The sequence below is a fragment of the uncultured Arenimonas sp. genome, assembly GCF_963976025.1.
GTDB lineage: Bacteria > Pseudomonadota > Gammaproteobacteria > Xanthomonadales > Xanthomonadaceae > Arenimonas.
The window spans coordinates 1-16,649 of sequence record NZ_CAXBJS010000054.1; the positions used below are offsets into that span (position 1 = coordinate 1).

The following is a 16,649-nucleotide window of genomic DNA, read 5'->3' on the forward strand; positions in this document are numbered from 1 at the left end:
CCAGTAGGCCCCGGCCACCTTCATCAGCTTGAACGAACGCAACTTGTCGGTGCCCGGCACGTGCGGGCCACGGCACAGGTCGGTGAACTCGCCCTGCGAGTACAGCGACAGGTCTTCATTGGCCGGGATCGATTCGATGATCTCGGCCTTGTAGTGCTCGCCCAGCCCCTTGAAGAAAGCCACGGCTTCGTCGCGCGTCTTGACGCTGCGGGTGACCGGCAGGGCTTCCTTGACGATCTTCTGCATCTCGGCCTCGATGGCCGGCAGGTCTTCGGGCGTGAACGGGCGCTCGTAGGCGAAGTCGTAATAAAAGCCGTTGTCGATCGTCGGGCCGATGGTGACCTGGGTACCCGGGAACAGGCGCTGCACGGCCTGGGCCAGCAGGTGGGCCGTGGAGTGGCGCAGCACTTCCAGGGCGTCGGGGTGCTTGTCGGTGACGATTTCGAGCGCGGCGTCGTTCTCGATCAGGAAGCTGGCGTCCACCAGCCTGCCGTCGACCTTGCCGCCCAGGGCGGCCTTGGCCAGGCCGGGGCCGATGGAGGCGGCGACGTCGGCGACCGTGACGGGATTTTCGAACGGACGGCGGCTGCCGTCGGGAAGCGTGATGTTGATCATGGCGGGTCTTGGAACGAATCTCGGGCAATAAAAAAGGGCGCCAGGCGCCCTCGCGGATGCGAAGCCTGGCCTTTCGTCTACGGAGTCAGGGTAGTGTCCATGTCGCACGCTCGGCGCCGGTTTCCCGGGGCCACCTTTTCTGCCGGTTAACGGTGCAAAGGTAGGCCCGGGAGGCCGCCAAGTCAATGAATCCGCCCCGGAAACCGGGTTCGCCGGGCTAGACTCGGGGCAGTCCCAGGGAGAGCCCCGCATGGCCCAGAGCGTGCACGAATTCCACGACGACCCCCGCAACGCCGATATCCGGATATGGATAAACGGCCGCCTGCTGCCCCGGGCCGAGGCCACGGTATCGGTCTTCGACAGCGGTTTCGTGCTGGGCGACGGGGTCTGGGAGGGCCGGCGGGTGGTCGGGGGCCAGCCGGTGTTCCTGGACGAGCACCTGGACCGCCTGTTCGAAGGCGCGCGGGCGATCATGCTCGACATCGGCCTGGACCGGCGGGGCCTGGAAGCCGCCATCCGCGAGACCCTGGCCGCAAACGACATGCACGACGGCGTGCACCTGCGCCTGATGGTCACCCGCGGCCCCAAGCGCACGCCCTACCAGGACCCGCGCGCCTCGGCCGGCCCGGCCACCATCGTCATCATCCCCGAGCACAAGCAGGCCAAGCCCGAGCTGGTGGCGCGCGGGCTGAAGCTGTTCACCGTGCACGTGCGCCGGGGTTACCCGGACGTGCAGGACCCGCGCTGGAACAGCCACAGCAAGCTCAACTGCATTACCGCCTGCATCCAGGCCACCCAGGCCGGCGCCGACGAGGCGCTGATGCTCGACCCGCACGGTTTCGTCGCCACCTGCAATTCCACCCACTTCTTCATCGTGCGCCGCGGCGAGGTCTGGACCTCCACCGGCGACTACTGCCTGCACGGCGTCACCCGCGCCAACGTGCTGCGCGCCTGCGCCGAGGAGGGCATCACGGCGCGCGAGAAGAACTTCACGCTCACCGACGTCTATTCCGCCGAAGAAGCCTTCTGCACCGGCACCTTCGCCGGGCTGGTGGCGGTGCGCGAGGTGGACGGCCGGGTCATCGGCGACGGCAAGCCGGGGCCGATGGTGGCCAGGCTGCAGGCGCTGTACCGGGGGCTGGTGGAACGCGACGTCGCGGTTCGCGCCGGGGAGAAGCTGGCTTGAGTCCGCTGCGCATCGGCATGTGGTCGGGCCCACGCAATATTTCCACGGCGATGATGCGGGCCTGGGAAAACCGGCCCGACTGCGCGGTCAGCGACGAACCGCTGTACGCGGCCTACCTGGCGAAAACCGGGCTCGACCATCCCGGCCGCGACGAGGTGATCGCCGCCGGCGACAGCGACTGGCGCCGCGTGGCCGACGCCCTGCTGGGCCCGGTGCCCGGCGGCAAGCCGGTCTGGTACCAGAAGCACATGGCCCACCACCTGCTGCCGGGCATGGACCACGACTGGATCCACGGCCTGCGCAACGTATTCCTGATCCGCGATCCCGACGAAGTGGTGTCGTCCTACCTGCGCTCGCGCGCCACCGTGGAGCCGGCCGACATCGGCCTGCTGCAGCAGGCGGAGCTGTTCGATGAACTGGCCTCGGCCAGCGGCGTGTCGCCGACGGTGATCGATTCCGGCGACTTCCTGGCCGACCCCGGAACCTTCCTGCGCGCGCTTTGCGACCTGTTCGGACTGGAATTCACCGGGCGCATGCTGCACTGGCCGCCCGGCCCGCGCGACAGCGACGGCGTCTGGGCGCCGCACTGGTACGACACGGTGTGGAAGTCCACGGGCTTCGAGCCACCGTCGGCACGGCCGGCACCGGTGCTGGACGACGCGGCGCAGGCAGTCGCGGATGCCTGCCGGCCGGCCTACGAGAAGCTGCGCGAGGCGCGGCTGCGGCCCTGAGGCCGGCAAGCCCCCGGGGCCCGGAAATGCGAAAGCCGCCCGGAGGCGGCCTTGGATCCCTGTGATTCCATCCTGGAAAGGATGGTGGGCGGTACAGGTTTCGAACCTGTGACCCCTACCATGTCAAGGTAGTGCTCTACCGCTGAGCTAACCGCCCACAAGGGCCGCGAAGTATAACAAGCGCCCCCTGTGCCGGCAATGGCGGATCTTCGTCTTCAGCGGATCAGTCGGCCAGGCCGTGGCGTCGGGCGCATTCGCGCTGGCGCTGCTGGGAAGACTGGCGGTCGCTGCGGCCGGACAGGCCGTGGCTCCATTCGCAGGCCTTGGCCTGCACGCGGTCCAGCAGGGCCGGCCCTTCGGAGGCGTCGTCCCAGCCAGCGCCGGTGGCGGGCAGCCCCGTGGCGCCGTAGCTGGCCCCGGTCAGCAGACCCAGCGAAAGCACGAATACCCCGGCCAGAAGGCCCCGAATCCCCAAGGTGGACATTGGCTGTCTCCGGACGGGTCCCCACCCGTCCATGGCCCTGTTCTACCCCCCTGCCAGAAGTAATGCAAGCCGGCCGCTCAGGCCATCAGGCCCTGCTCCCGCAGGCGGTGGATTTCGTCGCGGACGCGAGCGGCGTCCTCGAACTCCAGGTCCCGGGCGTGCTGGTGCATCTTCGCCTCGAGCTGCTTGAGCCGGGCCGCCAGGCGGGCCGGATCGAGGGTGGCGTAGTCGGTCTCGCCCTCGGCCACCTTGCGGCCCTTGCCGCGGCTGTCCTCGGGTTCGCTGCGGGCGCCTTCCATCACGTCCATCACGGCGCGCACGATCGAGGTCGGGGTGATGCCGTGGGTCTGGTTGTATTCGACCTGCTTCTGGCGGCGGCGGTCGGTTTCGTCGATCGCGGCCTTCATTGAATTGGTCATGCGGTCGGCATAGAGGATGGCCTTGCCGCGCAGGTTGCGGGCGGCGCGGCCGATGGTCTGGATCAGCGAACCGGTCGAGCGCAGGAAACCTTCCTTGTCGGCGTCCAGGATCGCCACCAGCGACACCTCGGGCATGTCCAGGCCCTCGCGCAGCAGGTTGATGCCCACCAGCACGTCGAACACGCCCAGGCGCAGGTCGCGGATGATCTCGACGCGCTCTACCGTATCGACGTCGCTGTGCAGGTAGCGCACGCGCACATCGTGTTCGGCCAGGTAATCGGTGAGGTTCTCGGCCATCTTCTTGGTCAGCGTGGTGATCAGCACGCGGTCGCCCAGCTTCACGCGGGCGTGGATCTCCGACAGCACGTCATCGACCTGGGTGGCGACCGGGCGGATTTCGACCTCGGGATCGATCAGTCCGGTCGGGCGGACCACCAGCTCGACCACCTGGTCGCCGGACTTCTCGATCTCGTACTTGCCGGGCGTGGCCGAAACGAAGATGGCGCGCGGCGAACGGCGCTCCCATTCCTCGAACTTCAGCGGCCGGTTGTCCAGGGCCGAAGGCAGCCGGAAGCCGAACTCGACCAGGGTTTCCTTGCGCGAGCGGTCGCCCTTGTACATGGCGCCGAGCTGCGGAATGGTCACGTGCGATTCGTCCACCACCAGCAGCGCGTCCGGCGGCAGGTAGTCGAAAAGGCAGGGCGGCGGCTCGCCGGGCATCTGGCCGGTGAGGTGGCGGCTGTAGTTCTCGATGCCGGAACAAAAGCCCACTTCGGCCATCATCTCGATGTCGTACATCGTTCGCTGCTGCAGGCGCTGGGCTTCGAGCAGCTTGTTGGCCTTGTACAGCTGGTCCATGCGCTCGGTGAACTCGACCTTGATCGTCTCGATGGCATCGAGCACGGTGCGCCGCGTGGTGACGTAGTGCGACTTCGGGTACAGGGTGAAACGCTGCAGTTTGCGGCTGATGTGGCCGGTCAGCGGGTCGAACAGCGCCAGGTTCTCGATTTCGCCGTCGAACAGTTCGATGCGCAGGGCCTCGATCTCCGATTCCGCCGGGTGCACGTCGATCACCTCGCCGCGCACGCGGAAAGAACCGCGCACCAGTTCGGTGTCGTTGCGCTTGTACTGCATCTCGGTGAGGCGGCGGATCAGCTCGCGCTGGTCGATCTTGTCGCCCTTCACCAGGTGCAGGACCATGCGGAAATATTCGTTCGGGTCGCCCAGGCCGTAGATGGCCGACACGCTGGCCACCACGATCGCGTCGCGGCGTTCGAGCAGGGCCTTGGTCGCCGACAGGCGCATCTGTTCGATGTGCTCGTTGATGTTGCTGTCCTTCTCGATGAAGGTGTCGGTGGACGGGATATAGGCCTCGGGCTGGTAGTAGTCGTAGTAGCTGACGAAATATTCGACCGCGTTGTGCGGGAAGAAGCTCTTGAACTCGCCGTAGAGCTGGGCGGCCAGGGTCTTGTTCGGCGCCAGCACCAGGGTCGGCTTCTGCACGGCTTCGATGACGTTGGCGATGGTGTAGGTCTTGCCCGAGCCGGTGACGCCGAGCAGGGTCTGGTGGGCCAGGCCGGCCTCGAAGCCGGCGACCAGGCGCTCGATGGCCTGCGGCTGCTCGCCGGCGGGCTGGTAGGGCGCGACTAGCTGGAATCGTTCGGACACGGGGGGAGGTCCTCGCGGGGCCAAACGGGCAGTATAGCGGCCGGCTGACGCCCGTCCGGCGCCGTGCCCGACCCCCGGTTCAGGCTTCGGCCGATGGGCCGGCGGGCCCGGCCTGCCGAGACTGGAGCCCGGTTTCCGGGAGCCCGGGTCATGCGGTCCAGCCAACGTGGATTCACCCTGGTCGAGCTGCTGATGGTGCTGCTGGTGACGGCGGCGCTGCTGGCCGCCGCCGCGCCGTCGCTGGCGAGCCTGCGCGAGCGCATGGCGGCGCTGCAGGCCTTCCATGCCCTTACGGCCGCCCTGGCCCAGGCACGCATGGCGGCGATCGAGCGCGGGCATCCGGTTACCGTATGCCCCAGCGGGGATGGACAGCACTGCCGGACCGATCTGGTCTGGGACGAAGGCTGGCTGGTGTATCGCGATCCTTTCCGGCAACCGCAGCCAGCGCGCCCCGAAGACGTGCTGTGGGTCGAGGCCCGCGACGCCGGGCCGGTGGCGATCCGCGGCACCGTGGGCCGGCACCGGGTGCGCTACCAGCCCTCGGGCATGTCCGGCGGCAACAACGCCAGCCTGCGCTTGTGCAGCCGCCGGCGCGCCGTGCACCTGGGCAGCGTGGTGGTCAACATCGCCGGAAGAGCCCGCCACGCAAGGGTTTCAAGGGACGAACCACCGCCCTGCCCCTTCGTTCCCTGAACCCGCGGGGCTTGACCCCGGGGGCGGGTCGTTTAAAATGCCCGTCCCCGCCCGAATAGCTCAGCCGGTTAGAGCACTTGACTGTTAATCAGGGGGTCGTTGGTTCGAGTCCAACTTCGGGCGCCAAGATATAAAGAGAAAGGCTCGCATCGCTGCGAGCCTTTTTCTTTTGGTGCCGATGACGAGCGCCGGGTTTACCAGCAGTCGTCCACGGTGCCGCTGCCGCTTTCACCGCGCACGCCGGCCTGGTTCAGGGTGAGCGTGCCGCATTCGCTGTCACGAAGCTGCGCACCCTGGGGAACGGCCTGCAGTGTGTAAGCCGCCGCAGTCGGATCAGCCACGAAGCTGAAGGTGTAGAAGTCCGCCAGGTCGCCCTCGCACCCGAACCCGGGCATGTTCGCGACGGGGATCGCGTAGTCCAGGTTGGTCGTGTAGTACCGCTCCATGTACTGGCTTTGCTCGACAAGGCAGGCCGTCGCCGTCGCCCGGCGAGTGTCCACTACGTAGTTCACGTAGGAGGGATAGGCAATCGCCGCCAGGATCGCGATGACCGCGACGACGATCATCAGCTCGATCAGGGTGAATCCTTTCGCCACTCGGGAAAGCCGGTTCATCGATCAATCCTCCTCGAAAAGTTCGCGCCAGGACAGGCGCTTGCTTTCGCCAGCCCCACCTTCGTTCTCGCCACCGTCCACCAGTTCGCAGGTGCCGTTGGAGCCGCAGATGACGTAGTCGCCGTCGACGTTGCGCGAGTCGTAGTGAGCGCCCACGCCGGTGTCGAGCGAGCCGACGCCGATACGGTTGCCGTCCGCGTCGGTAAGGAAGTCGCCGTCGCTGGTGCCGGTGCCGTCACCGTCGAGATCGAAGAACGAAGCCGGGCCACCGCCGGATGCGGCTTCCGGGCTGGTGCCGGTGAACATGTCGATGGCGTTGAGGAAGCCAGCACCGTCGTTTTCGCAGCCCGTTGAAACCGTGGGCGCCATGCTCGAGACGATCACCGCACGACCATTCACGCGGGCCGAGCCGATGATGCGCTCGCCGTCGAGCGGCTCGTCGAGATCGACATACCAACCCATCGAATCATCCGGGAGGTCGGAGTAGGCCTCGAAGGCGCGGACATCACGCCCATCAGCATCGGTGCCGACCGCAGCGATATCGCGTTCGGTCAGGTCCGCCCGGCGCAGGTCGGACTCTTCGTCATCGATCACGCCGTACCACGTCTGGATGTCGGTGTTGCTGACGTCCGACTCATAGATGAACCGGCCGGTGCCGAAGCTGACCCAGATACGATTCCCGGCGGTCTCGCGGGCAAGAGCCGGCGTACCGGTGATCGGCTGGACCGCACCGCCGGCCGTGCGCGCCACGAACAGCGGCTCACCGCCATAGGCGACGCCCCAATCGGACGGGTTGGCGCTCGACAGGTCGAATTTCCACATATTGCCGAGCAGGTCACCGGCATAGACGTAATCCACGTCGCCATCAGCGTCCAGGTCGGCTGTACGCGGCGTGCTCAGTCCGTTGCCGGTGGTGTTGCCGGTATTGATCTTTGCCCGGACGGTGCCCGACTCGACTTCGATCACGTAAAGCACGGCATCGCCATTGGTGCTCTCGATGCCGTTGGGCACCAGGGCGACGACTTCGCCGTTATTGGCGCGCACCAGCACCGGGGTGCCGAGCACATAACCCATGTCGGCGTCGGCCGTGGCGGTCTTGTCCCAGAGCACGTCGCCGTTGTTGCCCGGGTCCATGTCGGTCGGATCGGACACGTCGAGCGCGAACACGCCCTTGCCGCCGCGACCGAGCGCGCCCACCAGGAAGTTCTCGCCTGGGGTGACGCGGGAAGAAGTCACCGAAACCTGGCCGTCCACGAAGTACGCATGCGCGTAGGCCGGGTCGCTGATGTCCGCCAAGCGGGCGAAGTTCACGCCGGCCGGCACGTAGGAAAACTCGACGTCGCCGGTAAGCGCATCGATGCCGTGCAGCATGCCGTCGTTCGCGCCGACGTAAATCGTCTCGGTGTCCGCGACGTAGAAGGGCGAGGAGTTGACGATGTCGCCCAGCGGCGTAAGCCGGTTGCGCAGCACGCCGCCGTTGGCGCGCTCAAGCGTCCGGTCGCCCTTGATGTAGGACGCATTGTTGGCGCCGGTGACCTGCGACGCGCCTACCGTCCGGGCCAGCGCCGTCGTCTGTGCGGCCGTCGGGAAGTTCGCGCCCTGGCTACCGTTCCAGGTCAGCACCGTGCGGTTGTGGTAGTCGTTGGCGGTGCTGCCATCGGCATAGGTCGCGCTGATCCGGGCGGTGACCAGCCAGCTGGGCGTGTTGCCGATGCCGCTGGAGGAAATCGGGATCGAGGCCAGCTCGCCGGTCCACTGCACCGAACGATAGGTCGCCTGGTAGATGCGCGAATTGGACTGGTAGGACGTGCTGTTGGTTGCCACGTTGGAACCCGAGGCCAGGCGCGCCTGGATCTGGCCCAGCACGCTGTTCAGCGCCGTACCGAAGTCTTCAGCGTTCTTGGCAGCGATGAACTCACCGCGGCCGTTCACCGAAGCGTGCAGCAGGTCGTCGATGCGCTCTTCGTTTTCCGTGTCGGTCGGGTCGGGCCAGTTCGCGAACACGCCGCCGATGCGGGGACGGCCGGCCGCCAGCACGTCGGCGACCGAAGTCTGGTCGACCGTGCCCTTGAGGCCGATCGACACGCCAAAGGTGACCATGTGCTGCCAGAAGGCCGGGTTGTTGCTTGCAATCGGGACGATATTGTCCAGGTCGTCCCGCAGGTCGCGCTTCCAGTAACGCATGGCGACGTCGGCCAGCGTGTTGCTGTAGTTGACGCCTTCGCCATCGCGGAACGGGTGGGCTGGCGTGTAGCGCACCTCCGTCGTGTTTTCGGACGGGCTGTAGATCGCCGGGCCGTCAGTGCCGTCCTGGTTGCCGGCGCCGCCGCTGTAGCTGCCGTTCCAGTAGCCATCGGTGGTCAGGATCGCGAAGCTCTGCCGGCAGGCCAGGTGGTTGGCCGCGGACCCCGGGCCCCAGGGACCTGACGAAGAAGTGGATTCGAAATACTGACCGGTACCTTCCAGGGCGTTGCGCAGCGGCGTGCCGCTCTGGCCACGGGCGGTGAAGAGCTTGGAGAACCAGGTGGTTCGCGCCGTGCCTTCGAAGACGCCATTGCTGCCGTCCTCCACCGGGATGTTGTAGTTCGTGTTCGAGTTGTTCTGGTGCAGCGACCGGTAACCGACGCGCACGTTGTCGCCCAGCTGGTGGAACGCCTCCGCCGCACCGGCCTTGGCGACCTTCATGCGGGTCCGGTGGTAGGAAAACCACGTGGCGAAGTTGATCAGCTCCTGCGCCTCGGTGCGGCCCGACAGCGACGGGGCGAACTGGCAGCCGCCCCAGCCATAGTCGTCGTTGGTGACATCGCAGCCGGTGTCCTGGGCCACGTTGACCGTGCGCTCGTAGGTTGCGAACACGTCGATGTCGACGTCGTTGGCGGAATCGTTGTTGCCATTGGGCGTGGTGACGCGCACGCGGTAGTTTCCGGCCGTGGCCGGACCGTAGGTGCAGTCCTCGTTGCTGGTGCGGTTGCTGGTGGAGTTGACGCCGGTGCACCGCGTCAGCCAGTTGTTTCCGTTCCCTTGCTGCTCCAGGAAAAGCTGGGCGTTGGGGTCATCACCACGCAGCCGCGCATACAGCAGGGTGGCGTCGAAGCCCAACGTGAAGGGGAAGTTCCGGGAGTCGTTGCGACCAAAATCCTCGTTGTCCCATTCGGCGATCCGCTCGTTGGTGACCGTCTCGGTGGTGGTGGTCGGCGGGAAGTTGCCGTAACCACCACCAGCCATCAGCTCGCTCCGGATCAACCGGAGGCTGCCGTTGTAGGTGCGGATCTGGTACCGGTAGTAGTTCAGCGCGTTCTCGAGGTAAGACTCGGTCGTGTTGCTGAGGCTCTTGGGAACGTAGAACGTCTGCACGTCGGCGCCGCACACCGTCCTGTTGCTGCCGTTGCGGTCGTAGGTTTCGCAGTCGCCGGAGGCCAGCAGGTTGAGCGTGTCGTCCTCGGCGCCGGTTCCGTTGCCAACGAAGTTGAAAGAACCGTACACGGCATCGAGGGTCGTGCCGCCGGTCATGCGCGTGCCGTCGGCCTGGATCCACGGACGGTAGGTCTGGGCCGGGTCGTAATGCAAGGTGTTGCCGATGTAGGCTTCATCGGTGATGTTGATGCTCCGGTTGCAGCTGGTGCCGCTGCGGTCCAGGCATGCCTCGATGTCATCGATGTCCGGGTTGTACATGGTCTCGAACGCCATCGAGCCGGAGTCGTCGAGGATGAACATGATGTTCGGCTCTACGTTTCCTGCACCCGTTTGAAGCGGGTAGTCAGGAAAACTCTGCGCCATGACGGACGAGACCGGCAGGGCCAGCCAGGTGGCAGCGAAGGCAATCGCGGCGACCAGGGGACGCTGCGGACGGGAACTGGAATTTGAACGCTTCATGGGCTTCACCTGCCTCAGGGCATCTGAAAGGTCGACTGGAGCACGACTTCGGCTCCATTGTCGGTTGCTGCAATGGCGGTAATTCGGTAGTTGCGGACAGTGGCCGCACCATCGGAGCCGACGCAGCCGGCATCGTCGCCTTCGGCGCCAAGGCATTCGGACGGACCGGAGCTGGTTGCGCTCGCCGTGCCTTCGCCCAGGGACTCGATGGTGTAGCGCAGCATGGCGATATTGGATTCGTCGTCTACCGAGATCGCCCGGTAATTTCCGGTCGTGTACCAGAAGTTGGACGCCTCATAGGCCGGTGCAGCGCCGTCCACCGGCATCGCACAGACGCCGCCGCTGCAGCCGGAGGACGGGACGGTCGGATCGGCGTCGCGCAGCCATTCTTCGGCGATGCGCAGCGCGCTTTCCGCATTCTGGAACGCGATACCTCGCGCGGTGACGTTGCCGGCCATGCGTTCCTGCAGGATGCTGCCGCGCATCGCAGCCAGGCCCAGCAGGGTGACAACGATCAGCAGCAGCAGCACGATGACCAAGGTGACGCCGCGCTGGCGCTGCGGGGCTTTGAAATTATGCTGGCTCACAGGGTGCCCTCCCGGTTGCGAAGCGACACGACGTGGGCGACGGTGCGCGACAGCACGGCTCCGTCGGTGCCCGCGATTTCGTTGCCGCCCAGGGCGCCTTCGGTACCCGTCATCAGCAGCTCGAGGCGAGAGGCCGTGACACGTCCCCAGTCAGCCACGCCGGCGGCGTCCGAATAGGCGTTTTCGCCCTGCTCGAGGTAGGTGATGGTGAGGTCCTGGACACCCTCGGCGATTTCGTCTCGCGCCAGCACCACGTTCGGCGTGGCCGTGCCCGAGCGGTTCAGGATGATCGCGCGGTAGAGCGACGTGCCGCCCCGGGCGTTGTTGCCCACGTACCACTGGATCGTCCCCGGCCGCACCACATAGGCCGGGGAGATGCTGCCGAAGTCGCACTGCGGGTTGTCGCCCGGAAGCGCGGTGAAGCAATAGTCCACGTCACTGCTGGCGCCCGGGCTGCAGTCGGTATCGGCATCGCCGTCGAACACCTGGAAGGTCTGGCTGCAGTTGAGGGACGTTCCGCCACCGGCGTTGTGCCCGATCGAAATGCCGCCGCCTGCCGAGCTGAAGCCCGTGACCTGGAAGATGAAGCTCTGGGAAACATTGCAGACCAGCAGGATGTCGCCGTCGACGAAACCGTCGATCGAGGTGACCTGCAGGTTCGCGCTGGGACCGTCGTGTTCAACCACAAGAACGCCACCACCCAGGGAGGAATGCACTTCGATGGCATCCGTCCCGGCCACGCGCTCACCGGCCGCGGTGCCCGTTGCCGTGGAGGGCAGCACGGTGCCGGGGTTGTAGCCGGTGATGCCTTCGCCGAAGCGATCCCAGAAGATGTCGTTGTTTCCCTCGAGGATGTTCACGGGCACAGACGCCGAGCCGCAGGGGTTGCCACCGGCCTCGCGGATGTCGCGCGACATCAGCTCGAAGGCCACGCGGGTGTTTTCCTGGATGCGGCCGATGGTTTCACTGGACGCGTAGACGCGCTTGTTGGAAAGGAACACGGCGCCGGCGGCCGCGACAACCAGGAAGCCGAGCAGCATGGCGACCATCAGTTCGATGAGCGAGAAGCCGGACTGGGCGTACGCCAGCCCCGGGCGGCCGCGGCGGAGGACAGTCGGGTTCACAGGGTCGCCTCCATGGTCAGTTCGTGCTGGGTGACTGCGGTGTCGGTGCTGCCTTCATTGCCGCCCAGGCGGTCTTCGTTCCAGCGCACCTTCACGGTGCAGACGCCGCTGGCGCAGTCCACTTCGCCACAGGTACCGGGACCCATGGCCTGCTGCATCTGCTGGATCCACATGCCCTGCTCGGCAGCGACGCGCCCCCCGGCTGCGGGGGCCTCGCAGATGTAGCCGGCGGTGTCGTAGTCGCCGTCCACGGCGTCATCGCGATTGGCGCGCATCATGTCGAACATGGCGTAGACCTGGATGACGGCGACCGAACGATCGCCCGACCCTTGCATGTTGCGCAGCGTGACGGCCTGCAGGGCGGCGATGCCCAGCAGCCCGATCGCCAGGATCAGGATGGCGATAAGGACCTCGAGCAGGCTCGCGCCTTGCTGGCTCCGCGGAAGAGTGTGCTGGTTTCGCATGGGCATGCCCTATTGGTTCCCGGGAGCCACGGCGCACTCGGCGCTGGCAACGGTTGTGACGCTGATCCGGCTGACGTTGACCATGACGTCTCTTGCGTTCTCGTCAGGATTGACCAACGTGCTGCATACGCGCAGGCCGCCGGCCCGGTTGGCGGCCGTGGTGCCGGCACGGGCGAAGCCACTGGCGCCGAAGGAAATCTGGTCCCCGGTGTCGACGCTGGCACTGGGACTGACCACCAGGCCGGCACCTTCGAAGTTGATCTCGCGCACTACCTCGCCTCCCGGCGCCACCACGATGCTCCTGAGCCAATTGGTGCCGCCACAGGCGGCGCCGTCGGTGGTCGGGCAAAAGACGACCCTGGCGTTGCGGCGAATCGCCTCGACGCGGGTCAGCTGAAGCGCGGCGACCATCTCGTTGGTCACGGCAGTCAGGCGATTGCGGTTGGTGATGTTCTGGAAACTGGGAACCGCGACCCCGATCAGGACCGCGAGCACGGCCAGCACGACCATCAGTTCAACCAGGGTGAAACCACCCGATTTGTGTGTGTTGCGCCCCATGACCCATCCTTTACAGGCTGACCGGGGCAACTTATCCCCAAGCCGGGGGTGGTTGCCAATGACCGCCGACGAACGGGCCGGCGACCCGGGCGGGCGGCATGAAAGGCCCATGCCCAGCCGGTTTGCGGGCATGATGGTGATCAATCGCCCTGCCCCGGAACCCATGGCCGAGCCCTCCCCCAACCACGCCAACCGACCCCTGGACATGCTCTGGCAGGCCACCGCCATCATGTGGGTGATCCTCGGCGGCGAAGGCCTGGCGGCCGCCCTGGCCCTGGCGCCGGGACTGCAAGGCGACCGGATGGTCTATTTCGGCCTGGCCTCGCTCTGGATCCAGTGGACCAGCCTGCTGACCCTGGCGGTGCTGTTCCTGGCCCGGCGCGCCCTGAACCGGCTGGGCCCATCGGCGGTTGCCGCCGTGGCCCTGTTCGTGGCCCTGGCGGTCTGCTGGCTGATCACATTCTCAATCCGGGCCTACCTGGACCCCGAGGGCACCGCCGGCCGGGTGGACTGGGACAGCCTGGCCCTGCGGGTCTCGGGCATCACCATCGCCGTCGGCCTGCTCGGGCTGGCCGCCTTCCACAACTTCTGGAAGGGCCGGCTGGCGGCCGTGCGCGCCAAGCAGGCCGAACTCGAGGCCCTGCAGGCCCGGATCCGGCCGCATTTCCTGTTCAACACGCTAAATACCGGCGCCGCCCTGGTGCATGCCCGGCCCGGCGAGGCCGAGCAGCTGCTGCTGGACCTGGCCGACCTGTTCCGCGCGGCCCTGTCGGGCCCGTCGGAACTACCGCTGCAAGGCGAGCTGGAGCTGGCCCGGCGCTACCTGGAAATCGAGCGCCTGCGCTTCGGCGACCGCCTGCAGGTGAACTGGACGCTGCCGGAGACCCTGCCCGACGTGGTGGTGCCGGCCCTGTCCATCCAGCCCCTGGTCGAAAACGCCATCCGCCACGGCATCGAGCCCTCGCCCAAGGGCGGGCGGCTGGACGTGACCGTGGTGGAGGAAGTCGACCAGGTGCGCGTGGTGGTCAGCAACGACCTGCCGCCCGCGGGGCGCAAGCCGGCCGCGGGCCACCAGGTCGGCCTGGCCTCGGCGCGCGAACGCATCGAGGCGCTGAGCGAAGGCCGCGGGCGGCTGGAAACCCGGGTTCTGGACGGCCGCTACGTGGCCACCATCACCCTGCCCGTCGGCTAACCGTCGACGACCTGGTAGCAGGGCACGTAGTCGCCGGCGATCTTCATGCGGCGCTGTTCGACGAAGGCGCGCAGCAGCGCGTCGAGCGCGGCCATGATGTCCTTGTCGCCAGTGATGCGGAACGGGCCGTATTTTTCCACCTCGCGCATGCCCTCTTCCTTTACGTTGCCGGCGACGATGCCGGAGAACGCGCGGCGCAGGTCGGCCGCCAGCAGGTGCAGGGGCTGGTCGCGGTGCAGGTTCAGCCCCGCCATCGCCCGGTGCGTGGGCGCGAACGGCTGCTGGAACTCGAAGGGGATGTGCAGCGACCAGTTGAAGAAAAACGCGTCCTGCTCGTGCAGGCGGTGGTCGCGCACCTTGCGCAGGCCCTGGCGCATGGCCACGGAGACCGCCACCGGGTCATCAACAATGATCTGGTAACGCTGGCGGGCCTCGTCGCCCAGGGCCAGCTTCAGGAACTGGTCGATCTGCTCGAAGTAGGCGGCCGATTCGCGCGGGCCGGTCAGGATCAGCGGGAACGGCAGGTCCTTGTTCGAGGGGTGCAGCAGCAGGCCCAGCATGTACAGGATTTCTTCGGCCGTGCCGACGCCGCCCGGGAACACGATGATGCCGTGGCCCAGCCGGACGAAGGCTTCGAGGCGCTTCTCGATGTCCGGCATGATCACCAGGTGGTTGACGATCGGGTTCGGCGACTCGGCCGCGATGATGCCGGGCTCGGTGATGCCGATGTAGCGCGGCTTCCAGTGCCGCTGCTTGGCGTGGGCAATGGTTGCGCCCTTCATCGGGCCCTTCATCGCGCCCGGGCCGCAGCCGGTGCAGATGTCCAGGCCGCGCAGGCCCAGCTCGTAGCCGACGCGCTTGGTGTACAGGTATTCGTCGCGGCCGATCGAGTGGCCGCCCCAGCACACGACCAGGCTGGGCTCCATGTAGGACTTCATCACCCGCGCATTGCGCAGGATCTCGAACACCGCCTCGGTCATGCCGGGGCCGGTTTCGAGGTCGATGCGGCCGCCTTCGGCCACTTCGTTGGCGTTGTAGACGATGTCGCGCACGACGGCGAACAGGTTCTCGGCGATGCCGCGGATGATCTCGCCGTCCACGAAGGCTTCGGCCGGCGCGTTGCGCAGCTCGATCTTGATGCCGCGGTCCTGCTGGTGCACTTCGATGTCGAAGCCGGCGTAACGCTGGGCGGCGGCGCGCGGGTCGTCGGAGTCGCTGCCGCTGGTCAGCACGGCCAGGGCGCAGCGGCGAAGCAGGTCGCGCTGGCCGCCGGTGGAGGCATCGGCCAGGCGGGCGACTTCGTCGCGGGAAAGGATGTCCAGGCCACCCCGCGGGGAAATGCGGGCGTTGACGGTGACGGCGGTGGGATGGGTGTCGCTCATGGTGCGCTTTCTCTTGGTCTTTTCGTTATGTGACCGCCGACTCTAGCACCGGGAAAGCCCGTGTAGCAGCGCCACTGGCCACAAAAGGAAACGGCCGGCGGTTTCCCGCCGGCCGTTGCCGTGTCACGTGAGTACCGGAATCAGAACTGGTACTTGAAGCTCAGCATGACCGACCAGCGGGAAACGGCGGTGTTGCCCTTGTCGTTGTTGTTTTCCTGGATCTGCGCGCCGGTGCCCGGGCCGGTCCAGTGGTAAACGTAACGACCCTCGTTGCCGGCGCAGGAGGCCAGCGTGGTGGTCGGGCCGCAGATGCCGGCGTAGTTGGCCAGCTGCTGGGTCGAGTTGAAGCCGTAGTCTTCGATCAGGCCCCAGTCTTCGTTGAGCAGGTTGCCGATGTTCATGATGTCCAGCGCCAGCACGGACTTGTGGCCTTCGGCGAAGCCCGGCAGTTCCTGGGTGATGCGAACGTCGAAGCTGTTCACCCACTCGGTGCGGAAGGCGTTGGCCGGGGCGATCTGGCCAGCGTAGCGGGCCAGGTCCGGGTTGGCTTCCAGCCACTCGAAGAAGCTCGCTTCCATCGCCGCGCCGCCGGTGAAGACGACGTCGCCAGGACCGTTCGGCACGTAGAACAGGTCGTTGAAGCCGCCGCTGTCGCCGTTGGCGTCGTTGCGGAAGATGTAGCTGAACGGACGACCCGAACGACCTTCGTAGAACAGGCCCACGCGGGTTTCGTAGTCGGCGAAGAAGTTGTGGCGCCAGGTCACCGAGCCGGTGAAGCGGTCCTTGATCGCGTAGCGCGAGTCATAGGCGATGCCCGAGTTCAGGTCGCCGATGAGGTTGCTGCCCCAGTTCGACGAGTTGGTCGAGCTGGTCATCGGGCTGGCGTCGGTGGCTTCGGTGTAGGTGTAGTACAGGCTCCAACCCCAGGTGTCGATCAGCGGCTTGTCCAGGCCGAAGGTGAGCTGCGTGCTCTCGCCCTTGCCGGAGTTGCTGATCAGGAACACGTCGCCGACGCCGTTCGGGCGCAGGGCGCGGTTGGAGACGCCGTTGCGGCCGTTG

14 protein-coding genes, 2 tRNA genes and 1 pseudogene are annotated in these 16,649 nt (G+C 66.8%); 5 read left to right on the forward strand and 12 right to left on the reverse strand.

Annotated features, from left to right (window positions below; genetic code table 11):
- A partial coding sequence (locus AACZ35_RS06175; protein ID WP_339827206.1) for a TGS domain-containing protein occupies positions 1–615 on the reverse strand: 615 nt, incomplete at its 3' end.
- A 250-nt stretch (positions 616–865) separates the two neighbouring features.
- Here AACZ35_RS06175 and AACZ35_RS06180 point away from each other — a divergent pair.
- Both AACZ35_RS06180 and AACZ35_RS06185 read left to right on the forward strand, forming a co-directional pair.
- Positions 866–1,801: an aminotransferase class IV gene (locus AACZ35_RS06180; RefSeq protein ID WP_339827209.1), complete on the forward strand. Its 936-nt coding sequence runs from the start codon at positions 866–868 to the stop codon at positions 1,799–1,801.
- The gene (locus tag AACZ35_RS06185; protein WP_339827211.1) at positions 1,798–2,532 is read left to right on the forward strand and encodes a hypothetical protein; all 735 of its coding nucleotides are present in this window, start codon (positions 1,798–1,800) and stop codon (positions 2,530–2,532) included. Before AACZ35_RS06180 ends, AACZ35_RS06185 begins: the two co-directional genes overlap by 4 nt.
- A gap of 82 nt (positions 2,533–2,614) precedes the next feature.
- On the opposite strand, the gene AACZ35_RS06190 is transcribed toward AACZ35_RS06185, so the two are convergent.
- The 3 genes from AACZ35_RS06190 to uvrB form a co-directional block, all read right to left on the reverse strand.
- Positions 2,615–2,689, reverse strand: a tRNA-Val gene (locus AACZ35_RS06190).
- Positions 2,690–2,755: 66 nt separating this feature from the next.
- Positions 2,756–3,016: a hypothetical protein gene (locus AACZ35_RS06195; protein ID WP_339827214.1), complete on the reverse strand. Its 261-nt coding sequence runs from the start codon at positions 3,014–3,016 to the stop codon at positions 2,756–2,758.
- A gap of 77 nt (positions 3,017–3,093) precedes the next feature.
- The gene (gene uvrB / locus AACZ35_RS06200; protein WP_339827217.1) at positions 3,094–5,103 is read right to left on the reverse strand and encodes an excinuclease ABC subunit UvrB; all 2,010 of its coding nucleotides are present in this window, start codon (positions 5,101–5,103) and stop codon (positions 3,094–3,096) included.
- A gap of 150 nt (positions 5,104–5,253) precedes the next feature.
- Between uvrB and AACZ35_RS06205 the strand changes: the two genes are divergently transcribed.
- The gene (locus AACZ35_RS06205; RefSeq protein WP_339827219.1) at positions 5,254–5,796 is read left to right on the forward strand and encodes a GspH/FimT family protein; all 543 of its coding nucleotides are present in this window, start codon (positions 5,254–5,256) and stop codon (positions 5,794–5,796) included.
- Positions 5,797–5,845: 49 nt separating this feature from the next.
- Positions 5,846–5,922, forward strand: a tRNA-Asn gene (locus AACZ35_RS06210).
- A 68-nt stretch (positions 5,923–5,990) separates the two neighbouring features.
- Here the strand turns inward: AACZ35_RS06210 and AACZ35_RS06215 are convergent.
- The 6 genes from AACZ35_RS06215 to AACZ35_RS06240 are packed head-to-tail and all read right to left on the reverse strand — an operon-like array spanning position 5,991 to position 13,016.
- Positions 5,991–6,410: a type IV pilin protein gene (locus tag AACZ35_RS06215; RefSeq protein WP_339827222.1), complete on the reverse strand. Its 420-nt coding sequence runs from the start codon at positions 6,408–6,410 to the stop codon at positions 5,991–5,993.
- Positions 6,411–6,413: 3 nt separating this feature from the next.
- On the reverse strand, positions 6,414–10,283 hold the full coding sequence (locus AACZ35_RS06220; protein ID WP_339827224.1) for a PilC/PilY family type IV pilus protein: 3,870 nt from the start codon (positions 10,281–10,283) through the stop codon (positions 6,414–6,416).
- Positions 10,284–10,297: 14 nt separating this feature from the next.
- Positions 10,298–10,870 carry a PilX N-terminal domain-containing pilus assembly protein gene (locus AACZ35_RS06225; RefSeq protein WP_339827226.1) on the reverse strand — a complete coding sequence of 191 codons (573 nt, stop codon included), beginning with the start codon at positions 10,868–10,870 and terminating at the stop codon, positions 10,298–10,300.
- Positions 10,867–11,994: a prepilin-type N-terminal cleavage/methylation domain-containing protein gene (locus AACZ35_RS06230; protein WP_339827229.1), complete on the reverse strand. Its 1,128-nt coding sequence runs from the start codon at positions 11,992–11,994 to the stop codon at positions 10,867–10,869. The genes AACZ35_RS06225 and AACZ35_RS06230 overlap by 4 nt, the downstream gene beginning before the upstream one ends.
- Entirely contained in the window at positions 11,991–12,464 is a 474-nt protein-coding gene (gene pilV, locus AACZ35_RS06235; protein ID WP_339827231.1) for a type IV pilus modification protein PilV, read from the reverse strand. The genes AACZ35_RS06230 and pilV overlap by 4 nt, the downstream gene beginning before the upstream one ends.
- Before the next feature lie 3 nt (positions 12,465–12,467).
- On the reverse strand, positions 12,468–13,016 hold the full coding sequence (locus AACZ35_RS06240; protein WP_339827233.1) for a GspH/FimT family pseudopilin: 549 nt from the start codon (positions 13,014–13,016) through the stop codon (positions 12,468–12,470).
- Positions 13,017–13,179: 163 nt separating this feature from the next.
- On the opposite strand from AACZ35_RS06240, the gene AACZ35_RS06245 reads away from it, so the two are divergent.
- Complete coding sequence (locus AACZ35_RS06245) at positions 13,180–14,208, forward strand: histidine kinase (protein WP_339827235.1); 1,029 nt, start codon at positions 13,180–13,182, stop codon at positions 14,206–14,208.
- On the opposite strand, the gene ppnN is transcribed toward AACZ35_RS06245, so the two are convergent.
- Complete coding sequence (ppnN, locus tag AACZ35_RS06250; RefSeq protein WP_339827237.1) at positions 14,205–15,590, reverse strand: nucleotide 5'-monophosphate nucleosidase PpnN; 1,386 nt, start codon at positions 15,588–15,590, stop codon at positions 14,205–14,207. The genes AACZ35_RS06245 and ppnN overlap by 4 nt on opposite strands.
- A 140-nt stretch (positions 15,591–15,730) precedes the next feature.
- Positions 15,731–16,649, reverse strand: a pseudogene (locus AACZ35_RS06255) (Oar protein); the annotation flags it as partial.